The organism is Microseira wollei NIES-4236 (assembly GCF_020521235.1).
In the GTDB taxonomy this organism is placed as follows: Bacteria; Cyanobacteriota; Cyanobacteriia; order Cyanobacteriales; family Aerosakkonemataceae; genus Microseira; species Microseira wollei.
This window is the reverse complement of sequence record NZ_BLAY01000060.1, coordinates 22,057-42,280: the sequence shown is the minus strand read 5'-3', so window position 1 is coordinate 42,280 and position 20,224 is coordinate 22,057. Positions and strand designations below refer to the sequence as shown.

General features: G+C 48.0%; 20 protein-coding genes and 1 pseudogene. 6 read left to right on the top strand and 15 right to left on the bottom strand.

The features are described from left to right. Positions 1 to 27: 27 nt before the first annotated feature. Positions 28 to 207 carry a family 2 glycosyl transferase gene (locus MiSe_RS20250; protein ID WP_226584272.1) on the bottom strand — a complete coding sequence of 60 codons (180 nt, stop codon included), beginning with the start codon at positions 205 to 207 and terminating at the stop codon, positions 28 to 30. Between the two features lie 131 nt (positions 208 to 338). Then, complete coding sequence (locus tag MiSe_RS20245) at positions 339 to 608, bottom strand: hypothetical protein (protein ID WP_226584269.1); 270 nt, start codon at positions 606 to 608, stop codon at positions 339 to 341. Between the two features lie 58 nt (positions 609 to 666). Here MiSe_RS20245 and MiSe_RS20240 point away from each other — a divergent pair, with 58 nt between their 5' ends. Beyond that, a complete protein-coding gene (locus MiSe_RS20240; RefSeq protein WP_226584267.1) occupies positions 667 to 1,800 on the top strand; it encodes a geranylgeranyl reductase family protein in 1,134 nt (377 codons plus the stop codon). Between the two features lie 22 nt (positions 1,801 to 1,822). On the opposite strand, the gene MiSe_RS20235 is transcribed toward MiSe_RS20240, so the two are convergent. From MiSe_RS20235 to MiSe_RS20225, 3 genes are read right to left on the bottom strand one after another with little or no spacing between them, the layout of a single operon-like run. Then, the gene (locus MiSe_RS20235; RefSeq protein WP_226584264.1) at positions 1,823 to 2,458 is read right to left on the bottom strand and encodes a hypothetical protein; all 636 of its coding nucleotides are present in this window, start codon (positions 2,456 to 2,458) and stop codon (positions 1,823 to 1,825) included. A 60-nt stretch (positions 2,459 to 2,518) separates the two neighbouring features. Further along, a complete protein-coding gene (locus MiSe_RS20230) occupies positions 2,519 to 3,295 on the bottom strand; it encodes an RDD family protein (RefSeq protein ID WP_226584261.1) in 777 nt (258 codons plus the stop codon). Positions 3,296 to 3,336: 41 nt separating this feature from the next. After that, positions 3,337 to 4,140 (bottom strand): hypothetical protein, encoded by an 804-nt coding sequence (locus MiSe_RS20225; RefSeq protein ID WP_226584258.1) that lies wholly within the window; start codon positions 4,138 to 4,140, stop codon positions 3,337 to 3,339. 74 nt (positions 4,141 to 4,214) lie between these two features. On the opposite strand from MiSe_RS20225, the gene MiSe_RS20220 reads away from it, so the two are divergent. Next, positions 4,215 to 5,177 carry a stage II sporulation protein M gene (locus MiSe_RS20220; RefSeq protein WP_226584255.1) on the top strand — a complete coding sequence of 321 codons (963 nt, stop codon included), beginning with the start codon at positions 4,215 to 4,217 and terminating at the stop codon, positions 5,175 to 5,177. Positions 5,178 to 5,252: 75 nt separating this feature from the next. Here the strand turns inward: MiSe_RS20220 and MiSe_RS20215 are convergent. The 4 genes and pseudogenes from MiSe_RS20215 to MiSe_RS20200 form a co-directional block, all read right to left on the bottom strand. Beyond that, a pseudogene (locus tag MiSe_RS20215) lies at positions 5,253 to 6,071 on the bottom strand (Uma2 family endonuclease). Next, positions 6,064 to 7,212, bottom strand: coding sequence for an RRXRR domain-containing protein (locus MiSe_RS20210; RefSeq protein WP_444980525.1), 1,149 nt, complete (start codon positions 7,210 to 7,212; stop codon positions 6,064 to 6,066). The pseudogene MiSe_RS20215 and the gene MiSe_RS20210 overlap by 8 nt, the downstream one beginning before the upstream one ends. Positions 7,213 to 7,683: 471 nt before the next feature. After that, a complete protein-coding gene (locus MiSe_RS52785; RefSeq protein WP_373872822.1) occupies positions 7,684 to 7,797 on the bottom strand; it encodes a zinc ribbon domain-containing protein in 114 nt (37 codons plus the stop codon). Beyond that, positions 7,794 to 9,134 carry a DUF58 domain-containing protein gene (locus MiSe_RS20200; protein WP_226584251.1) on the bottom strand — a complete coding sequence of 447 codons (1,341 nt, stop codon included), beginning with the start codon at positions 9,132 to 9,134 and terminating at the stop codon, positions 7,794 to 7,796. The genes MiSe_RS52785 and MiSe_RS20200 overlap by 4 nt, the downstream gene beginning before the upstream one ends. Before the next feature lie 224 nt (positions 9,135 to 9,358). Between MiSe_RS20200 and MiSe_RS20195 the strand changes: the two genes are divergently transcribed. Then, a complete protein-coding gene (locus MiSe_RS20195) occupies positions 9,359 to 9,664 on the top strand; it encodes a hypothetical protein (protein WP_226584249.1) in 306 nt (101 codons plus the stop codon). Here MiSe_RS20195 and MiSe_RS20190 read toward each other — a convergent pair. The 5 genes from MiSe_RS20190 to MiSe_RS20170 all read right to left on the bottom strand — a co-directional run bounded on the left by MiSe_RS20190 (position 9,661) and on the right by MiSe_RS20170 (position 13,138). Further along, positions 9,661 to 10,023, bottom strand: a complete 363-nt coding sequence (locus MiSe_RS20190; protein ID WP_226584247.1) for a cupin domain-containing protein — start codon at positions 10,021 to 10,023, stop codon at positions 9,661 to 9,663. The two genes, MiSe_RS20195 and MiSe_RS20190, sit on opposite strands and share 4 nt — an antisense overlap. 6 nt (positions 10,024 to 10,029) lie before the next feature. Continuing rightward, on the bottom strand, positions 10,030 to 10,983 hold the full coding sequence (locus tag MiSe_RS20185; RefSeq protein ID WP_226584245.1) for an AAA family ATPase: 954 nt from the start codon (positions 10,981 to 10,983) through the stop codon (positions 10,030 to 10,032). A gap of 124 nt (positions 10,984 to 11,107) precedes the next feature. Continuing rightward, the gene (locus MiSe_RS20180) at positions 11,108 to 12,355 is read right to left on the bottom strand and encodes a DUF4350 domain-containing protein (RefSeq protein WP_226584243.1); all 1,248 of its coding nucleotides are present in this window, start codon (positions 12,353 to 12,355) and stop codon (positions 11,108 to 11,110) included. Continuing rightward, positions 12,270 to 12,530, bottom strand: coding sequence for a hypothetical protein (locus MiSe_RS20175; protein WP_226584241.1), 261 nt, complete (start codon positions 12,528 to 12,530; stop codon positions 12,270 to 12,272). The genes MiSe_RS20180 and MiSe_RS20175 overlap by 86 nt, the downstream gene beginning before the upstream one ends. After that, a complete protein-coding gene (locus tag MiSe_RS20170) occupies positions 12,530 to 13,138 on the bottom strand; it encodes a DUF4129 domain-containing protein (RefSeq protein WP_226584239.1) in 609 nt (202 codons plus the stop codon). Before MiSe_RS20170 ends, MiSe_RS20175 begins: the two co-directional genes overlap by 1 nt. Positions 13,139 to 13,299: 161 nt before the next feature. On the opposite strand from MiSe_RS20170, the gene ybiA reads away from it, so the two are divergent. Then, positions 13,300 to 13,761, top strand: coding sequence for a riboflavin biosynthesis intermediates N-glycosidase (gene ybiA, locus MiSe_RS20165; RefSeq protein ID WP_226584297.1), 462 nt, complete (start codon positions 13,300 to 13,302; stop codon positions 13,759 to 13,761). A gap of 454 nt (positions 13,762 to 14,215) precedes the next feature. Beyond that, a complete protein-coding gene (locus MiSe_RS20160; protein WP_226584238.1) occupies positions 14,216 to 17,041 on the top strand; it encodes a GAF domain-containing sensor histidine kinase in 2,826 nt (941 codons plus the stop codon). A gap of 103 nt (positions 17,042 to 17,144) precedes the next feature. On the opposite strand, the gene MiSe_RS20155 is transcribed toward MiSe_RS20160, so the two are convergent. Beyond that, a complete protein-coding gene (locus tag MiSe_RS20155; protein ID WP_226584236.1) occupies positions 17,145 to 18,941 on the bottom strand; it encodes a caspase family protein in 1,797 nt (598 codons plus the stop codon). Between the two features lie 74 nt (positions 18,942 to 19,015). Here MiSe_RS20155 and MiSe_RS20150 point away from each other — a divergent pair, with 74 nt between their 5' ends. After that, on the top strand, positions 19,016 to 19,999 hold the full coding sequence (locus MiSe_RS20150) for a DUF2135 domain-containing protein (RefSeq protein ID WP_226584234.1): 984 nt from the start codon (positions 19,016 to 19,018) through the stop codon (positions 19,997 to 19,999). Positions 20,000 to 20,224: the final 225 nt, after the last annotated feature.

The following is a 20,224-nucleotide window of genomic DNA, read 5'->3' as shown; positions in this document are numbered from 1 at the left end:
CTGTCTTCGCCGTTCTCGCGGACAACCCTAAAAGGCACTCGCTGGCTGGACAAAATGTTTTGGGCGAACAATGTAAGCACAGTGGAGTGGATAACCCAGGATTTGATAGATCGCATCTACATACTTGATCGCAATTTCCCGACTTTGGTAAGAGCGAACGATCCGTTCGGTGCCGTTGGCGTAGCGAATGCAAACTTCCCAAATCATAAGGCAAGGCTCGCATGGGTAAAAAAATAAATCGTTCCGGTCGTAAGTTAACCAAAACTTCATCAATAATCCTATTACCTACACAAAAAATTTGCATACCGTGTAACTAATGAATTGTATGCTGGGTAAACTTACTTGTGTAAATTTCTGGGGAAAATTTGAGTAGCGAAAATTACGGAAACGCCAATATCAAAGAAATAAAGATGACAAATGAGGTATAAAGGAGTTACCAATGAGTTGTTAAAGCAATCGGCTGCTAGGGTAACACCCTCAGGACTTACGCTCAAAGGAGGCCAGAAACCCGGTTTCGACCGTCGAACGCGAGTGCGTGCCGGAGGCATATCTCTGGTTGCCTTTCCCAAGGATTTTGCGGAGAAACCGTGAATATGAGCGTAAGTCATAACCCTTTTTTGTCAAAATCTAAACCCCTTTTTTATTCAGGAGCAAAATTTCAGCGATATGTTTGACTGCATTATTGTCGGTGCTGGCGCTGCAGGTGGAGCCGCAGCGTATCATTTAGCAAAGCGAGGGCGCTCGGTTTTAGTGGTGGAAAAAGAAAGCCTGCCACGGTACAAACCATGTGGGGGTGGGGTATCGCCCGCAATCGCCGAGTGGTTTGATTTTGACTTTAACCCAGCAATTTCCCTGAAGGTGAATGCAATTCGCTACACCTGGAATATGGAAGATCCCGTAGATATACAGCTGAGCAAGCTGGAACCGATTTGGATGGTACGGCGGGATGTATTTGACCATTTTTTGATCGAGCAGGCACAGAAACAAGGAGCCGAACTGCGAGAAAATACGGAAGTTAGCGGGATTCAGTTTAAGAGCGAAGTCTGGCAAGTACTCACCCCCAACGGTCCGGTTGAAGGTCGCTACCTGATCGCCGCCGATGGAGCAAAAGGCCCAATGGCAAAATGGCTCGGTTTCAAAGACCGTAAAAGCCGACTCGCGGGTGGTTTAGAAGCACAAACCCCCACAGCCAATGGCACCGATGCCAAGATCAACTTCGAGTTTGGCATCCTCAAAAACGGCTATATTTGGAACTTCCCCAAAGCAGACGGCTATTCTATCGGCGCCGGAACGTTCCAAGGCGGGGAACTGCAAGACTCTAACGGCGTTTTGACTAACTACGCCACCCAGTTTGGCTTAAACGGCGCCACCAGCAAGCTTTTCACCCATCCTATTTGCTTGTGGAATGGCAATCAAAAACTCCATACCCAAAACGCCGTATTAGCTGGGGAAGCCGCCTGCATGGTCGATCCGTTTACCGCAGAAGGCGTTCGTCCTTCTATCTTGAGCGGCGTGAAAGCAGCGGAAGCAATCGACCGCGCCATTGGCGGCGATTTAGACGCCCTCGAACAATACACCCAAATTATTAACGAAGAATGGGGTGCAGATATGGTATGGGCGCAACGCTTAGCAGCTGTTTTCTTCCGTATGCCTAAAGTTGGTTACAAAGTCGGCGTCAAACAACCTGTTGCTAGCCAAATTATGGCTCAAATCCTCTGCGGTAAACAGCGTTATTCAGACGTAGCAACCTATGGGATAAAACGACTGAGTGCCAGTTTACTTCCCGGTTTTAAAGGCTAGTAGGTTGGTCGCCAGAACGCACTCAGCGTTCTGGCGATCGCGATGGCAAAGAGAAATATTGTTGAAAGGGATAGTTGAGAATTCCTAGTACTTGGTTTAGTTGAGGCAAGACAAAGTAGTCGCTCAAATCAATTTCTAGAACGGATGAGGAAAGTCGCAGGAATTTCCAGTTAGTTCCGGTTGTGACAGCTCCATATACAGGTAGCGTTATTCCCTGTCTATTGTTAAAGCGCTGTGCGCCTACCAGTTGGGCTGTACACTGTCCTAATCCAGTTTTAATATTGTCGTCTTTGGCTTCAACAACGGTCACAATTGGGGTTGAGATTTCAATTTGGTTAGATGAAGCCGATAGGATAAAATCACATTCGCCGTTAAGTCCTTGTTCGACATCGACTGTCAATGTGTTGCCAGAAAAGTAGCTAACCTGTCCACCATAGCGCGAGTAAACGTCTAATAAAATTGGGGCAATTATTAGCTCTGATTTTGCTTTTTCAGTGCCAATGTTGGTGGCCAGCAACTGATAGCGATTGAGGAATTCTGATAATAAATTTGTGGGTTCAATTCTAGGAATTGCTGCAAATAAATTGGGGGTATTAACCAAGGTGAGCTTAAAGGATGCCAATGCTAAATTGAGGCTCTTGAAATCCCTATATGCCATCTCTATACTCCTCGTCCCCAACCTTTTATGGTGGACTGTTAAGTTGCTGCTATTTTGACATTAGTTTAAAGATCGCTGCTGGTAGGCAAGATACACCGCTTCTAGAAACACATCCGGCGTTACGCCCGATGGTAGAGGTGGCGAGTCAATAATACTTCTAACTTGGCGAGTTAGTTCTAAACTCAATTCGGATTTAGCTGTGGGTAACATGGCATTGCGACGCCGTAAATACTCGCGAATAGTCGCAAAGTCATCGGGTAATAGCTGGGATAAATTAGTCATTTCTGGCAATTTTTGAGCGAGTTGTTGGGCAGATTCGGAAATGGGAAAATTGGCAGGGGCGACTTGAAATTCTTCTTGCACTACAATCGTTCCCGCGACTAAATCTCCCAGTCGCTTTTCCCGACGATTTAAGAAAATTAAAAATGCGCCTATAAATAGTAGGTCATCCACTGGACGCAGTAATGCTCGCAACGTCGCTTGTTGAATACCAATTCGCCGTCCATCGTCGCGAATCACGCGAATTTTAGCCCAGCGTTTTCCGGGGGTTTGTCCCTGCCACATTACCTCAAAAAAGACAAAGTAACCAACATAGATAAAAAAGTTAATTAAGATAGCGATCGCAAATAACCAAAGTAATATTTTTGGTTGATTGGGAAACGCATCCGCGATCCCAACAGTGAAAATTCCCCAAGCAATCCAAAACAAAAGGATGCTTAAACCCAAAGCAATATAATCGAGCAGCAGTGCTAAGGCGCGATTACCTATTCCCGCCAGAGTAAATTCTAGTTCTACACTTTCTGGTGTTTGGAGTGTAACTCGATTAAAAAAGCGCATAAAATTCGATAATTTGTGTTTTGATGGGTAACTGAATAGATTTAGCGATCGCGCATCTGCAAATCCAGCCCTTCGCGACGGCTGCGAAGGTCGTAATACATAACAGCTTTAATCGCTTGCCAAAAAGGCATCACAACTGTCCCACCCAATAAACTAAAAGCCAAATTAATAAAATAAACAATCCAATATTCTGGGGTATTCTGCTCAAAACGCAACTGGAAAATAGATGGGATATATCCAGTTACCATCTGAATCGGCAACGTTACCAAGAATGCCACAACAACAATGTATTGTATTCTTCCTACTGCCCCTTCAGTCAACTCCCAACTTCTATCAATACTTTGACCTCCTCCTCTAATATTCTCTTCCACGGCTAGGGGTACTTCAGCGATTGACCAGCGAGAGTAAAAACGAATAATCATAACTATCCCAACTATGAATAAGACTATAGCCGCGATCGCACCAAGGATAGCGCCTGTTTGTTGTCCCAAAATGAGAACGGGAATCAAGAAAGCCAGGAATATTGCTACATAAATTGCTATGTAAAGCCCAAACAGTCGAAGCGCGATGCCAAAACCAACACCTAGAAACGACCACATGCGCGGATTTATCGTTTCCCTTGCATGACTAACGCTTTCAGGTTTGCTAATCAATTCTTTAAAAGCCAAGCGCGAAATTAACCCAGAAATTGCCGAATACTTTGCCCACCCATAAATAGGTAGCAAAATCCACAGATGAGCAAATATAGATTGGACAAAATAACTTTTGAAATTCGAGCGGTACAGCACCAGTCCAGCACTGACGACGTTCCCGACACTCATAGGGCGGAGAGGACTTTGAGACATTGCTTGTACTCCTGCAACAACATTCGGTTTGAGGCGATCTTAAGTTACTCTGGACATAGTCGGCAGAAAATTTTATGAATATTCAACGTTGGATTGCACGGCGGGAACCCGATTGGAAGCGTCTGGATGCACTTTTAAAGCAAGTTGAAAAAAAAGGACTTAAATCTTTACAAGCAAATGAAATCAAAGAACTAGCTAGCTTATACCGTTCCGTTTCGGCAGACTTAGCTCGCGCGCGCACCCAGCAAGTCGGCAACACCTTAGTGCAAGACCTGCAAATCCTCACATCTCGCGGCTATAACCAAATTTACCAAGGTTCCCGACGCCAAGAATGGCAAGGCGTAGTTGAGTTTTACCGCTGGGGACTACCCGCAGTCGTGCAGCAAACCTGGGGATATATTGCCGCTGCAACGGTTTTATTCCTGCTAGGATGCCTTGTCGCTTGGTGGTATGCGTGGCAAGATCCCGCGTTCCTATCCCTAATCGTACCGGAACATTTGAGCCGAATGGTGCGCGATGAGGGTAAGTTGTGGATGGGACGAATTGTCGGAATTGAACCTTTAGCATCCAGCGATATTACTATTAATAACCTGAGAGTATCATTTGGGGCAGTTGCCGGTGGAATTACCGCCGGAGTATACACGGCATTTTTGCTTGTATTCAACGGACTTTTAATTGGTGCAGTTGCTACCCTCGTCGGTCAAAATAATCTCGCCTATCCGTTTTGGGCATTTGTATTTCCTCACGGTTCTTTGGAATTACCCGCGATATTTTTTGCAGGAGGTGCGGGTTTTTTAATTGCCAGAGCGATTTTATTTCCCGGTCAATATCGCCGCGTCGATGCGCTGCTAGTTTACGGTTCTCTGGCAGTTCAACTGGTATTTGCCATCGTACCGATGCTGATGATTGCGGGGACGATTGAAGGCTTTTTCTCGCCCAATCCCTTAGTTCCAGAACCTTTAAAGTATCTTGTAGGTATAGTATTGTTTACTCTTTTGGTGAGGTATTGCAGTCGCAAGAAAGTGGCTAATGGTTAATTGCTAATTGCTAATTGCTAATTGCTAATTGCTAATCGAGCATTTTTCGTTCCATTAGCCATTAGCCATTAGCCATTACAGCGTATCAGGATCGATGCCCCTCGATCTCAATTGAGCTAATAATTCTTCCCGCAACTGACGCTCTTGTGCTGCTTTCTCTTCGGCGGCGATCGCTTTTTGTTCGGCGGCGATCGCTTTTTGTTCGGCGGCGGCGGCGCGTTCATCACCAATTAAGAGTAAATTGCCTTGCATATCCCACCAGCGTAACCAAAGTCGCGTCTGGTTTTGATAAGTTCCCTGCCAAACTCCTAATTCTACCTCCAAGGGCGTAATCGGATAGTGACCACGTTCGTTTGGAGTCATTTTTTGATAATTTGCTTCGATTAGGTGGTACATTTCCAAACTGCCGTTGTTGACTTGGAATATGCCGTAAAAAGGAATTCGCATAATCGTTTCATACACCCAAAATTTTCCGGGTTTTTGCACCTATCCGCTAGTAAAAATACGTAATGGTGTTGTATCTTTTTCTTCACTGCTATCACCAGAAGCAAATTCTAGCGCAATAGTTGGGGTAATAAACTCTCGCCACAGCACGTAGGAACGACGAACGACACCATCGAGGTCGGGAGGTACGCCCAGGACGCAAAACCAATCTGGAGCTTCAGCACCTTTCTCTGGTGGGTCGGTTTCTCGCCAGTAAATGCCGCTGTCTTGTCCGATACAATATTGTCCATCTGGTCGCAGTCGCTGCAAAACAGGGCCAATTGAGTCGGTCAAAATAATGCTTTGGGGATGTTCCTGAAAATTTTTCACAAACCTGCCATCCGACTCTGGGAGTTGGGTATGGTCTGGAAAACTAGGAGGAAGATCGATTTGCGGTACTGTCTCAGTCATCTAAAAATCCTCGGAAAGTGTGGAAACCGTGTGTATGCGCGACCAGGTCGGAACACGACGCGGCGGTAATAAGAGCAGTCACAATTAATCCAGTTGAGCGTCGGATCAACTGAACCTTGTTTTTACTGAACTGGCCTAACCGTTTCCAGTTAGAGTCAGAGACAGAAACTTGTTTTTCCGTGTCGCCGCTAACCCAGCCGCAACAAGTCTTTTTGCCTTGGGTTGCGATCGCTAAATCGCCTTTCCTAAAGCCATGTCGGGTAACAGTACCGCCATACTTTCTTCTCACTCCACCCTTGGATGGAATCATGAGGTGTAGCTGACGGCGCGATATAGGCGGGCGTCGGATTACCGCAAAAATGGCTGGCGTAACGGCTACCTCTCCTTTCCATCCCATCGTGTATTGGTTGATGATGCTGTAATGGATAAAACTACTGCAAGCTAGCGCCACACCATCTACTGCATGGGTCGCAGGTATCGCATCACCTTTGGCGTGTTTTTGTTTTACCAGTCTTAATTGCGTGCGAATATTTGCAGTTTTCCAACCCTCGACTTGATGCACCTTTCCGTATACTTTCAAGTTTTCCAGTTGCCACAATTGACCTACCATAACGGGACTAAAACCTTTGTCCCCTCTGGCTTTAACAATTTCGTAAGCAATATCGGTGACAGGGTAAATAGCAGCTAATTCCTTGACAACTCTCAACTCTAGTTGGCGGTTAGCCCGGATACTAGGAGGAAGTTTATTTTGACGACGATTATCAAATCTAGTTTGACGATGAGCGCGTTTACTATAAGGTAGCTTGCGATTAATTCGCCGTCCTCTACGTCCACGTCGCATCATTGCTCGTTGGGACATTCGTTCTTTAACCGTCTTGAATGGTAGTTGCAGGTGAGCCATCCACAGGGTGAATTTGGATGATTGAACACCAACGCCAGTAAACAGCTTGCCAGAATCAATCCCAACAGCAATGGGCTGTTTTTTCCGTCCCGATGGTTCAGCAACTAATCGAACATAGTAAATACCTAAGTCTGACCAATGCTCTGTTGCTTTACCCTCTTTTACCCAGCGTCTAGCACGACTAGGTAAGGTAGGCATCGCTGGTGAATTGTCTGGGTTTTGTACTGGTACTCGCATCAGAGATAATCCTTCGAGTAAAGTTGTTAGTCCCCTTGCTCACCTAACCCAAAATGGCTTGCCTTTAAGCAACACCGCGACAAAACGGTTTAGAGATAATCCAGACTGGGGAAGTATCTGGAAGTCTGTATCAGGGTTAGGCTCACGAGCTATTCACCAATTAATCAGGTATTTGTCTACCCAATCTCCGTCTCTGAGCGAGCGGAGAAGGTGAAACTTCGACAGGGAAATTAAGTTCCATTCGTGACATCCTCCCACACTTCCCTTACGGGTAAGTGTAAGCTCTCCAATCCTCACGAACTGGCATTCCTGGTTTTTCTTCCGCCCTTACGGGAAGAAGGTTTCGCCTCTGACCTAGACTGACTACAAGCAGCCCCCGGCAGACCGACTGCAACAGGCTCTTTCGATTCGCCACAGTCCCTGGCTACTAACTGTTTTAAACCCCGCAACCGAATGACTTCAGCCGATGCATGGTCACTTCGGAGTCTCATAACCACATCCACTACACTTATGAGTTCGCTCGGACAATTCTTTTTTGCCTGTATGCGCTGCACATTTTGGACAAGTTTGAGATGTTCCCCTTTTCAAATTTGGTTTTTCGCTTTTATTTGCAGATATCGGTCAACTAATTGCTCGCTAATTTGATTCGCGGGTGCATCTAAAACTAGCACTCCTTTTTGTTTCAATTGGGCAAAAGCAATTTGACGTTGGGATAATAAATCTAAGGCGACGGCGCGGGTGTAAGCTCTGGCGCTAGCTTCTTTCCCCTCAACATCGACAGGAATATGGGCTAGTTTATCAACTTGCGGATCGCGCAACGTGACGCAAAATGGGAGATAGCGGGGCGTAAGTCGTCCCAAAGCGGCGAGAAGTTCGGCAGAGGCGGTAATATCGACTAAATCCGTCATTAAAACCACTAAAGCCCGCCTTGTTTGTTGATTGACCAATTTGGTCACCGCACCGACATAATCTGGTTCTAGCAAGACTGGTTGAATCGGGGTCAGGCGTTCGATTAACTTGGAAAGTTGCTGCTGACCGCGTTCGGGCGCAATCCAGGTACTCACTTCCCGGTCAAATACTCCTACGCCTACTCTATCTCCTCGGTTTAATCCCGCTAGCGCTAGGGATAACGTAGCATTCAAACCCCAATCAAATCGCTTTAGCCCCTGTACCCGTGCCGTCATCAAGCGCCCTCGATCCAATAAAATAATCAAGGTTTGCTCTTGTTCCGGTTCTAGGACGCGCACTTGTAAGGATGTGGAAGGCGTTGCTCCGAAACGGCGGGCAGAGGCTTTCCAATCGATAAAACGCGGGTCGTCTCCTGTACGATATTCCCGCAATTCGGCAAATTCCGTACCCACGCCCATGCGTCGCGCTTGGCGCATTGTGCCGGTGTTTTGTAATGTGAGGCGAATCGATAGTTGTTTGAGTCCGATTAAGTCTGGATATACTGCGACTTTGGTAGTTGCGGCTATTTTCCAATCATCCCAGGCTAATCCCCACGCGCCTAGCTGGCGTACTTGAATATCTCCCCAAGCAAATTCGCCCCGCTGGAGGGGACTGGCGGTGTAAGTTAATTCTTTGGTGGTATTGACAGGAAGGGATGTTTGTAGTAGGGGATTGGATACCCAAAAATCGGCGGGGTAGTAGTCGCGGATGGTAATTATAGCTGGGCGATTTGATGATGTTACGGATAGGGTAATGGGGTTTTCCCTTGCGATGGAGAGTCGGGTGAGGGGATGTCGGGCGATTTGGACTCGGTGGGGGCGCGATCGCATTCCATCAATTATCATTAGTCCCAGAACGATACCATCGAAGATGAGGGTGCTGGTGATACCGATGCTGATGGTGGATAGGGCGGCTAGGATTGGTGCGATCGCTAATCCTAAGACTAATAATAAATAAACTCGTGCTGAAGGAATCATTTTGTTGAACCGCAAAGACGCGAAGGACGCGAAGGTAAGAGTTAGGTAGGGTTTGTTCGTTTTTCGGTCTAACAGGACTTACGTAACTGGCACATTTAATTGGGTTTGTAGTAGCGCTAAAGCGCCAGATCTGGCGCTTTAGCGCTACTACGAGCCTCAAAAATAATACGCTTGGTGTGATATTTGCGTAATTCATATTTAAATTTGGATTGAAGGTTAGGGATATGTCTATTAGGGAAATTCTGCAAAATTATCGTGCTGGTATGGCAATTTATGCTCGCTGTCACGCGCCTACTGTTGTTTCTCAATGGGAAGCTTTTAAGAATGAATTTATCGAGTTTTTTGAGTCTCCTAGTTTGTCGGAATTTTGGGATTTTTTACACTCTGCGGGTCGATTGTTTTGGAAGTTGACGGGGATACCTCTACAATTATTGGCTTGGCCTACTGTGAGGAAACATGGTCAGAGATATGCGCTTTATGGTTGTATTCGCAGCGAGCGTAATTGTGAGGGTAATTGTCGCCAGTTTTAAGCGTCTCGATGTACGGTTTCGGGTGAAAATGCTGGCAGACAAATGGCTATGTATTCTGCACCTTCTGCCTCTGGGGTGCTGTAGCGAATCCATTCACCTTTGTTGGCAATTACTGCTTGTCCGGCGCGAATTTCTAGAACGCCTCCTTCGTATTCAACTCGCAGCATTCCTTTAAGAACTATGGTGAATTCGTCGAATTCGGGGCGTTGTCCTGGTTCTATCCATCCGCTAGGCGATCGCATGTGGGCAATGCTAGCTGCTTCGGTTTTGCTGTTAACTCTACCGATATATTCGTCGATTAGTTTGGGTTTGTTTCCTGCTGCTTCGATGCGGGTGGGTTTTTCTATTAGTTGGGGCATGGTTGTTTACCTTGGTACGGGTATTTGGGTGAGTAAGGAAGCTATGACGGCTTCTATTTGCAATCCGTCTAGTTGTGCTTCTGGCTTTAATATTAATCGATGGCGCAACAGGGGTGCAGCTACTATTTTAATATCATCGGGTGTGACAAATTCTCTTCCGGATAGCCATGCTTGTGCTTTACTGGTTTGTAACCAAGCAACTGCGGAACGAGGAGATGCGCCTAAAGCTAGGTCGGGATGTTTGCGGCTGCGTTGGACTAATGCTAATAGGTAATCCAGGATTTTTTCGTCTACTTGAACGGCAGCGATCGCACTACGCGCTGTTAAAATGTCTTCGACTGTTGCTACGGGTTTTAACCTGGCTAAGTCTAGGCGTCTGGATTGAAATCCAGCTTGACGATTTAATAACATTTGCTTTTCTGCTGTCGCATCGGGATAATCGACAATCAGTTTGAATAAGAAGCGGTCTAATTGGGCTTCTGGTAAGGGATATGTGCCTTCAAATTCTAAGGGATTTTGGGTGGCAATTACCCAGAATAGTTCGGGAAGGGGCAAGCTTTCCCCATCCAGGGTGACTTGCTGTTCTTCCATTGCCTCTAAAAGTGCTGCTTGGGTTTTAGGCGGTGTCCGGTTTATTTCATCTGCTAATAATATCTGGGTAAATATGGGGCCTTTTTTTAAGGTGAATTTGCGCGTGTTTAAATCAAAGATATTGATGCCGATGATATCGGCAGGTAAAATATCCGGAGTTAGTTGAATTCGTCGATATTCTGATTGCAATAGGGTTGCCAGCACTTTGACTAACAGGGTTTTTCCCGTTCCCGGTACGCCTTCTAAAATTACATGTCCCCCAGCTAGGATTGCCACCAGCATCTGCTGTACGAGGGTAGCTTGACCGACGATAACTCGGTTGAGCGCTTGGCTGAGGCGATTTAATACGGTTAATGCGTCATGGGTCATTGGTAATTGGTGATTGGTGATTGGTAATTGGTAATTGGTGATTGGTGATTGCAAGCTTGCAAGCTTGCTAATTGCTAATGGGTAATTGGTGATTGGTTTTAGATTACCCATTACCCATTACCCATTACCTATTACCGATTAAACGGATTTTTTGCCATTGTTCTAACCAGGTTAGCAAGTCTCGTTCTCCAATTCGACGTTTTTTAGATTGCCGTTGCAAAACTTGTTCTAGTTCGCTGGCAGGACGACCTGTTTGTTGTACCCAAGCTGCTACTAGCGTTTGGGGTGAGAGGAGGACTGACCCTAATCCCAAGGCTTGTTGTAATTGTAGTTGTTCTTGTTTCCCGATTACCTCGATTACGAATTCTCTGCTTTCGGCTTTTTGCAAGACTCCGGCTAAAGCTTTAATGTATGCTTCGCTATTATCAACCCTCGGTGCTGCAACGGAAATGGGGGGTCCCAAACGCCGGTTTTTTGCCAACACCAGCACTAAAAGGATAACGCCTGCTTGCACCATTGCGGGGAATAAGGGTGTGTTGGCGAGGTAAGTTACCCAGTCTTTCCCGTCTTCCTTAGCAATGACTTCTTTATCTTTATAGCCGTGGATATATTCATCTACCCAAACAGGATTTTGGATTGGTAATTGGTAATTGCTAATTGCTGATTGGTAATTGCTAATTGCTAATTGGTAATTGCTAATTGCTAATTGCTCCTCTGCTCCTCTGCTCACCTGCTCCTCTGCTCCTCTGCTCCTCTGCTCCTCTGCTCCTCTGCTCACCTGCTCCCCTGCTGCTACAGTTACCAGTGAGGCTAGAAATTCAAAGTTACCCGCTTCGTCTTGATAGGCGTTGGCGGCAAGGTGAGGGGTGGTAGCAAAAATTACTTGTCCTTTTCCTAACTTTTGTTGCCAAACGATCGCACCAAAGCGATCGCTCAATCTTTGCTCTTCTTCTTTACCCAGTTTTTGCCGCCGCCTGGTTTCAATTTTGACCCTACCTGCGGCACTTTCTTGTAAGGTACTAAAGGATGCTTCGGTTACTGGACTTCCCACGCCCAATACTACTAAAGTATTGCCTTTCTCTATCCAATCGAGTTCTTGCTTGTAGGGCCATCCCCTTCCCAAACCGCTGTTGACGCGCAATAATGTCATGGGATATCTGCTGTTGGGGAACTGGTCAAAGGGTTTTTGCCATCGCTTTACAGGTGTTCCCCGCTTTTCCATAAAGGCGTACCAAGCTCCGTATCCATCGGGAGCGCGACTGTAAGTCGAACCGCTTGTAGTCCGATTACCTGTAGTCGGAGCCGCAAACAGCGTCAGTAATATTATTGCTGTTATTGCGATCGCCAAGATCCATATCCAACGTTTTTTCATCGGTTTTGCTAATTGCTAGTTTGCTAATTGCTAATCTTAGATCTTGCACCCCGTCAGGAGGCAGAGCCTCCCGGATCTCGTTCCCAGGCATTGCCTGGGAACGAGGTGAACGAGGCTCTGCCTCGTCTGGTGACTGGTGGAAAATCTCAGCGAGCGCATTTTTACCATTAGCCATTAGCCATTAGCACTCTGAATATCTCGGTATGCTTGCTGGCACTGCTCAAATGCTTCTGGGGTAATTTCCTGATTGCCAAACCACAGTCTCTCGTGGGTTTGCAGTAAAATTTGATACGAAGCGTGATGGGGTAATTCCTGAGTGAGTTGGATATACTCGCCATCGGTGCGACTGGGTTGGTGGGGGACAATGCGAGTATCGTTGAGTTGCTGCAACATTGCCATATAAAGCGCCCTTGCTGCCTCGCGGTAGTCGCTTTGGCGGTATAATTCACGCGCTCGCAACAACCAAGTTTCTGCTGTTAGTTCGCTTTCTGGCACAGTTGTCTGTCTGCCTGGTTTTAAGTTTAGCCAGTTCCAGTACGGCTGCATCTGTGGCATCAGCCACAAAACTAGCCGGATCAAAACCCATCCCAGTATCGCCCAAAATGCTACTCGCACTAACAGCCAGGTTAGTGAGTTTAACCACTCAGGGGTGGATACATTCGGTAGATTAGGCAGTCTGGGTCGAAGTTGAGACAGTTGCAACTCTAACCACTCGCCTACACGCTGCTGGAGTTGCTGAAGTTGCCAACCTAAGCTAGTTTTTTCAAAGGCATTTGTTGACATGAGGTATGGTGAATCAGTTTGGTTTTACGAACCTTATTACCATTTTCGCCACCATCCGCCCATCAGGGGATGGCAACATATTGAAAGCGAAAGCGTCCTTTTTCCGCGCCAGATGCCCTTCCCTTACTACTTTCTCTCCCTGGATGTCACAAAGTTTCCACATGACGATCTACTTTTACAAGGTTAACGAGCCTTATGGCTGTTTTTCTAATTTTTCTCCCCACGGTATTCACATCCACGGTCAATATTGGCCTACTGTGGAGCATTATTATCAAGCGCAAAAATTTGTAGGCACGAACCACGCACCTATCATTAAAGTGATTCACGGGGTTAAGACGCCAGAGGAAGCTGCTTCCCTGGGACGCGATCCGGTTCGCAAAGTCCGTCCCGACTGGGAAGATGTCAAGCTTCCCCTGATGCGAGAAGCCGTTCTCACCAAGTTTCTCACTCATCTAGATATTCAGGCTATTCTCCTGGATACTGGCGATCGCTTGCTCGTCGAAAACTCGGCTACCGATTACTATTGGGGTTGTGGAAAGGATAAAACTGGTCAAAACCATTTGGGAAAAATTCTCATGAGCGTTCGTCAAGAAATCCAGCAACGCTTGACCGGGTTGATCTAAGCCACCCTTTCTCTAACGAAAGCCGCCTCTTGTTGATCCTGCTGGCGATCTCGTCGATTATCATCCACTTCCCGTCAATATCCCTTCCCCCCAGTTGGGATTATTATATTTCTTTACGAAAAAGTTAGGAATTGCAGGTAATATATTAAAATAATCTTTGCTCCAATCCACGCAAGGGCTTTGAAACCCCCTTTCCCTGGTTTTACTCTGGGAAAATAGGCGAGTTCCGCGGCTTCCTTGTTACTTCCTGCCACGCCGGAATTCAATGCCCTGCTGCCATCGCATATACCCTAGGTTTATTATTTCAGCCAGCAATGGGTCAGCGGCTGAAAACTCTGATGAGTTTAGGCAACTCTATAGCAATTTTTATTAAGAAGTTAAAATTTTATTAAGAAGAAATGGGAATGGGCAGAGTAAAAATTTATAATAGGCACAAAAATTTTGTGGATATAAAATGAATTTAACAGGAAAAAACCAAGAAATGCAGCCAGGGATTAACCAGGAAACATTGCTGCATCGGATGACGAATCGGATTCGTCAATCTTTAGAGCTACAAGAAATATTAACATCAACGGTAGCGGAAATACGCGATTTCTTGGCTACAGATCGGGTGATGGTTTATCGATTTAATAACGATAGCAGTGGCGAAGTAATTGCCGAATCGATCGATGGAAATCGTCTACCATCCCTGAAAGGTTTGAATTTCCCGGCGGACGACATTCCACCGGAAGCGCGAGAGATGTTTCTACTGGCACGCCAGCGCACGATCGTAGATGTAACAACGCAGCAGATCGGTTTAAGTCCCTTAGATTGTCCGGAAACGGGGAGGCCCCACGCTGGCGAGCATATTTGCTACAGATCTGTAGACCCCTGTCACGCAGCTTATTTGACCGCAATGGGGGTGCAATCTTCGTTCATCGTGCCCATCCTGCATTATGACATCGGCGACGCCCAGGCGAAGCCCCAACTGTGGGGGCTGTTGGTATCGCACCACTCAGAGCAGCGAAGGATTTCCGCAGCAGAGGTGGAAGTCGTGCAACGGGTGGTGGATCAGGTATCGATTGCGATCGCCCAAAGTAACCTGTTATCTTCCACCCGCTCCAGAGCGATGCGAGAAGCAACGGTGAACCGAGTCGCTACCTTATTGCACGACTGTCCGACGATTGAATTTCAAGCGGCACTACAAGCAACCGTCGCCGTGTTTGGCGGGGCAGGAGGCAGACTTTATATCCAGGCACCTGCCACCGATGCTGAAGTAGCCAACTCGACGGAAGTAGAAGTTTATACCTGGGGCGAAGGGCCGGAGTTGGAGAAATTGGGACTGGGGGAGCCGCTCGAACAACACCCCGACTGGCAGGAAGTCAGCGGATATTGTGAAACGGCACGAGGAATTCGCCCCTGCGCGATCGCAGACTTGTATAAAGCAGCCCGATGTGATGCGATCGCCCCCAGTTTTGCCGATACTCAAATCAGGGGTTTGCTTGTCGTCCCCCTAGAATATCGGCAACAATTTTTGGGATATCTCAGTATTTTCCGCAAGGAAATCGACACCGAAACTCTGTGGGCGGGACAGTTCGATCCGGATGCGCGACAACAGTTTCCCCGGCTTTCGTTTGAAGCATGGCGACAGTTAAAAAAAGGCCAAGCTCGCGAATGGACGCAAGAAGAAATCGAACTGGCAACGGCGTTGGGGAATCAATTTGCCATGGCGGTGCAGCAGTATCAGCTGTATCAACAGGTACAACGGCTCAATAGCGATCTGGAACTTCAGGTGCAAAAGCGCACCGCTCAATTACAACAATCGTTAGACTTTGCCAAAGTCTTAAAGCAAGTCACCGACCAAATTCGCAGCACCTTAGAATCAAAAACGATTCTGCAAACGATCGTGCGCGAGGTGCGAGCTTTATTAGATACAGACCGAGTCCTGATTTATCAATTTACCGAAGAAACCCAAGGCGAAGTGGTGGTAGAAGCGATCGCAGGCAATTGGCCTTCCGTGTTGGGTGTAAAAGCGCCAAAAGACTGCTTTCCACCAGAATACGTCCCAAGTTATAAAAACGGGCGTGTAGGAGCCATAGAAGATGCAGCCAATGCCAATATAGCCGCGTGTCATGCAGAGTTTTTGCAAAGCATTCAAGTGCAAGCCGACCTGATCGTACCGATCAAGCGGGGCGACGATTTGTGGGGATTGTTAATTGCCCACTCTTGTCGCGCTCCCAGAGTATGGACCGCAGCGGAAATCGAAGTACTGCAACAACTGGCAGATCAGGCAGCAATCGCGATTTTGCAAGCCGAACTTTACGAACAAAGCCGCGACTTGGCATTAAAAGAACAGGCGAAAGCACAACAGCTAGAAGCCGCCCTAGATGAGCTACAACATACCCAATCGCAACTGATTCAAACCGAAAAAATGTCTTCCTTGGGACAACTCGTCGCTGGCGTCGCCCACGAAATTAACAACCCGGTTAATTTTATTTCCGGTAACATCAACTATGCCAGCGAATATACCCAAGACTTGCTAGATTTGCTGCACCTGTACCAAAAGTACTACCCGGAACCCCACCCGGAGATTTGCGATCGCATCGCAGAAATCGAGCTGGACTTTCTCGAAGAAGACTTAATTAAACTGCTCGCTTCGATGAAAGTAGGAACCGACCGCATCCGCCAACTTGTATTATCTTTGCGTAATTTCTCCCGTCTCGATGAGTCGGAAAGAAAGCCGGTCGATATCCACGAAGGAATAGAAAGCACCCTGTTAATTTTGCAACACCGACTCAAACCGAAAGCGGGGCATCCGGGCATTCAAATTATCAAAGACTACGGCAACTTGCCCCCTGTCGAGTGCTACGCCAGTCAGCTCAATCAGGTATTTATGAACATCCTGAGCAATGCCATTGACGCCTTAGAACAGTCAGCTGTTAGCGCCAGGAGCCATTCGGTTCAGGGTCAAAAAACTGGCACTCCCAAGATTCAAATTAGCACCCAAGTTATCGATCGCGAAAAGGTAAGAATCTGCATTGCTGACAATGGATCTGGAATGCCACCCCATGTTCAAGCAAGGATATTTGACCCATTTTTCACCACCAAGCCGGTGGGTCAAGGAACCGGGTTAGGACTGGCTATTAGTTACCAGATTGTGGTCGAGAAGCACAAGGGCTTACTACAGTGCCTGTCCCAACCCGGTCGGGGGACCCAATTCCAAATCGAAATTCCCCTACGAGCGTCAGTGTTAGCCTCTACAGGGAACAGGCAGAGTGCAGGTGAGCAGGTGAGCGGATGAGCGGGTGAGCAGGTGTGCAGGTGAGCGCGTGAGCCGGGGAGAATGTACGTTCTTTTGCCCCTTTTGCCCCTGGAGCACCTTTTGCCCACCTGCTCACCTGCCCTTATTTCTTAGGTGCTGAAAGCTGACGCTTCCATTGCTCAATCGCGGCTTTGGCTTTTGGATATGCCGGTGTGTTGTTGGGCACTAGAGATGCGGTTTCAATCGCTTGATTGATAAATCCTTCGGATGCCCTAGACTGAGCCAGGTTCAAAATACTTTGACTCCACTGGTTGGTCAATTGCTTCGCTTCGGCAGATCCTGGTTCTCCTGCGGGAATTTGGCGCACCAGGTCGATCGCTTGGTTGTAAGAAGAAGCTTGTCCGGGTTGAACTAATTTTTTAGCAGCTTGCAGGGTATTGCGGTTCGTTTGCTGCTTCTTGGCGGCGCCGCGCCAGAGGGCAATTAACTTTTCAGCTTCCTCGTGAATTGGCTGATCTTTGGGAACCAAACTCGCGGCGGCGATCGCTGCCTCAAAATTCCCCTTTTCGGCTCGCCCTTGGGCTGTCTCAAAAATCACTTGACTCCAGCGAGCGATCGCTTGTTGCGCTTCGTCGTACAGGGGTTCCCCCGGTTTGATTTGGCTTGCTAATGCGATGGCGCGACTAAACTGAGCCACCTGATTAGATTGCAGCAAGGTTGTCGCCTGTTTCAGGCGAGCTTGAGACCGCTGTTCCGGCGATCCGGGGTCTGATAAAGTCGGTACCGTTCCCGGAGTCGAACCCGCACCTTGGCGAGCCGGTTGCCTACCCCGTCCAAAAATACTCACTAATACCAGCAACAACAGCAGTACGCCACCCGTCCACAGCAGCAGTCGTTGCCAGAACGACCCTTTCCTTGCTGTTTCCACATTTCCTGCTGGGGCGGGCGTCGGTTGACCCGGTGCTGCGGCAACTGCTGGCGGGGCTTCTGCAAACCCTGGCTCAGCTCGGTTTAAAGCCTCCTCGAAGGGGTTCTGAGGGCCTGAAGCTCCTGGTATGGTGGCAACGTTTTGCATGTGTTGCTTCACCGCTGCCAGCGAGGGGCTGAGGGTTGCAGCTATCGCGCCTCCCTCCTGTGCTTGGTGCTGGTTTCCTGCCGAGTTTGTATTGACTGCTGGCGCGTTATATGGTATAATTACGCGCTCCATATTTTCTGGAGGCTGCACCACAATCGCCGGGTCTTGACGAGGCAACGAGTACTGTTCGCTTAAAGCAGGCAAGCGTCCTCGCAAACTCTCGCTTAGGTCTGCCAAGGTTGTACCGGCGCCGGTTCGCAGCGCTTCAATTAGCGACTGGGCAAACAAGCCGTGATGCAGATCCGCAGCTTCTCCGGCGCTTTGGTTGGGTTGGCAAGAAAGCAGCGTGGGAATTTGCATATCGCGGGCCAATTCGAGGGTTTGGGTGCCGGTTCCCACACCAACGCTCGTGAATGGAGGATGCTTGATATCGAGCAAAACCAAGGGCATGACGGCGGGGTTGGTTTTGAGGCCCTCAAACAGCGAGCGCACGGCTATGCCGGTGTTGGCAATGTTCGCCGCGTTACCATCAATCGGCATCAGGTAGTCTTGTCCTTCCCAAGTGACGCCATAGCCGCTAAAAAAGCACCAAACCACATCTCCGGGACCGAGGGGCGACCCCGATCCTTGCCCATCTTTGCATAACCAGTCAATCCATTTTTGTAAATTTGCTTTACTGGGATAGGTTGACTGACCCTCCACAAACGGCGAGGTGTCGGTCAACAGCAGACAGCGATCCGGCATAAAGCCTGTTTTGCCTACGAGATAATTCCACAGCGCCTGTGCGTCTGCTTGGGCGAAATTTAAAGGCTGGAAGTGTTGGTATTGATTAATACCAATTGCCAGCAGCCAGTGATTGCTCATCGGAAATAACCCCCTGTCGATGGTGCCAATACAGTGATATGAGAAGCTAGCAGCAGAAATTTAGGAGTATAGTAATGCGAATTGCGTCTTATGGTTTAGTAGTTTGGCTGGGATTGGGTAGTAGCATCTGCTTGGTGAGTGACGCGATCGCGCCAAAGATTGCACGAGCTTATACCTCTCGCGTTAACGTTATTTTGGAACGCCAGCCAAATGAATCATACGACACTTTGGTGCGCCGTGCCGAAGCCGTTGCCAGGGCGGCTGCTCAGCGCAGCTTCGACAACGACATTTTGGCGACGGAAGCAGAAATTATCATTACAGGTCAGCATATCGGTTTATCAGCGCCAATTTTAACTTTGACCGTCAGTCGCGAAAACTGGAGGAGTCGTCCCGATGCGCGACGCTGGTCTACTTATTATCCCAACTCGAAGCAACTCTTGAGAATAGATGACCCCGTAGTTGCGGCTACTCCTGCTCAAGCTAGGCAAAGACCTGAACCAACTTTAGGCACGGGGGTGATTCAATCAACTTTGAGATGGTCCTCAACCGATGACCTGGACTTAGAAATTATCGATCCCAGCGGTCAGCGAGTGTTCTTCCAGAACAAGCGGGTAGCATCGGGAGGTCAACTCGACGTGGATAGCAATGCAAACTGCCAGGATACCATCACCAATCCGGTCGAGAATATCTTTTGGCCTCCCTCCGGCGCGCCACCGGGTAATTACGTAGTCAAGGTGAATCTTTACCAACGCTGCGCCACTGGGTCGGGTGCGATTCCTTTTAGGTTGAGGTTGCTGGTGGAAGGAAGAGAACAGAATATCACGGAAAATGTGGATGACAGCAAGAAAACCTTTGAAATCCCCTTCACCCTGGGTGGGGGAGCAACTCCCGCACAACCCGCCTCACCCGGTAATGCCGCGCCTGCTGCCCCTGCTGCCCCTGCCCCTGCTGCGCCAGCAAATCCTAGCTCAACTCAGCCTTCAACCAATACCAGACCAATTAATCGCGCCAGGGTTGGAAAGCAGCGTGTAAATAACCGTTCGCAACCCGCTAGATAAGGCAGGCGCAACATTTCGCAAGATCGGTCTACAGGCTGGGAGTGTCTACGCCATAATGCAGATTAGAGTCACTACGCCCAGAGCTACGGTAAAGAAAGAGGACAACCAACCGCTCCGAAAAACCTATGCAGAACTAGCCAAAGCTGGTCAGATCTGGAAAAAGCGTCGGAGCGTGCAGTCTAAGTCTTAACTGACTACGTTTATTTGGTCATGACACCTACAGGT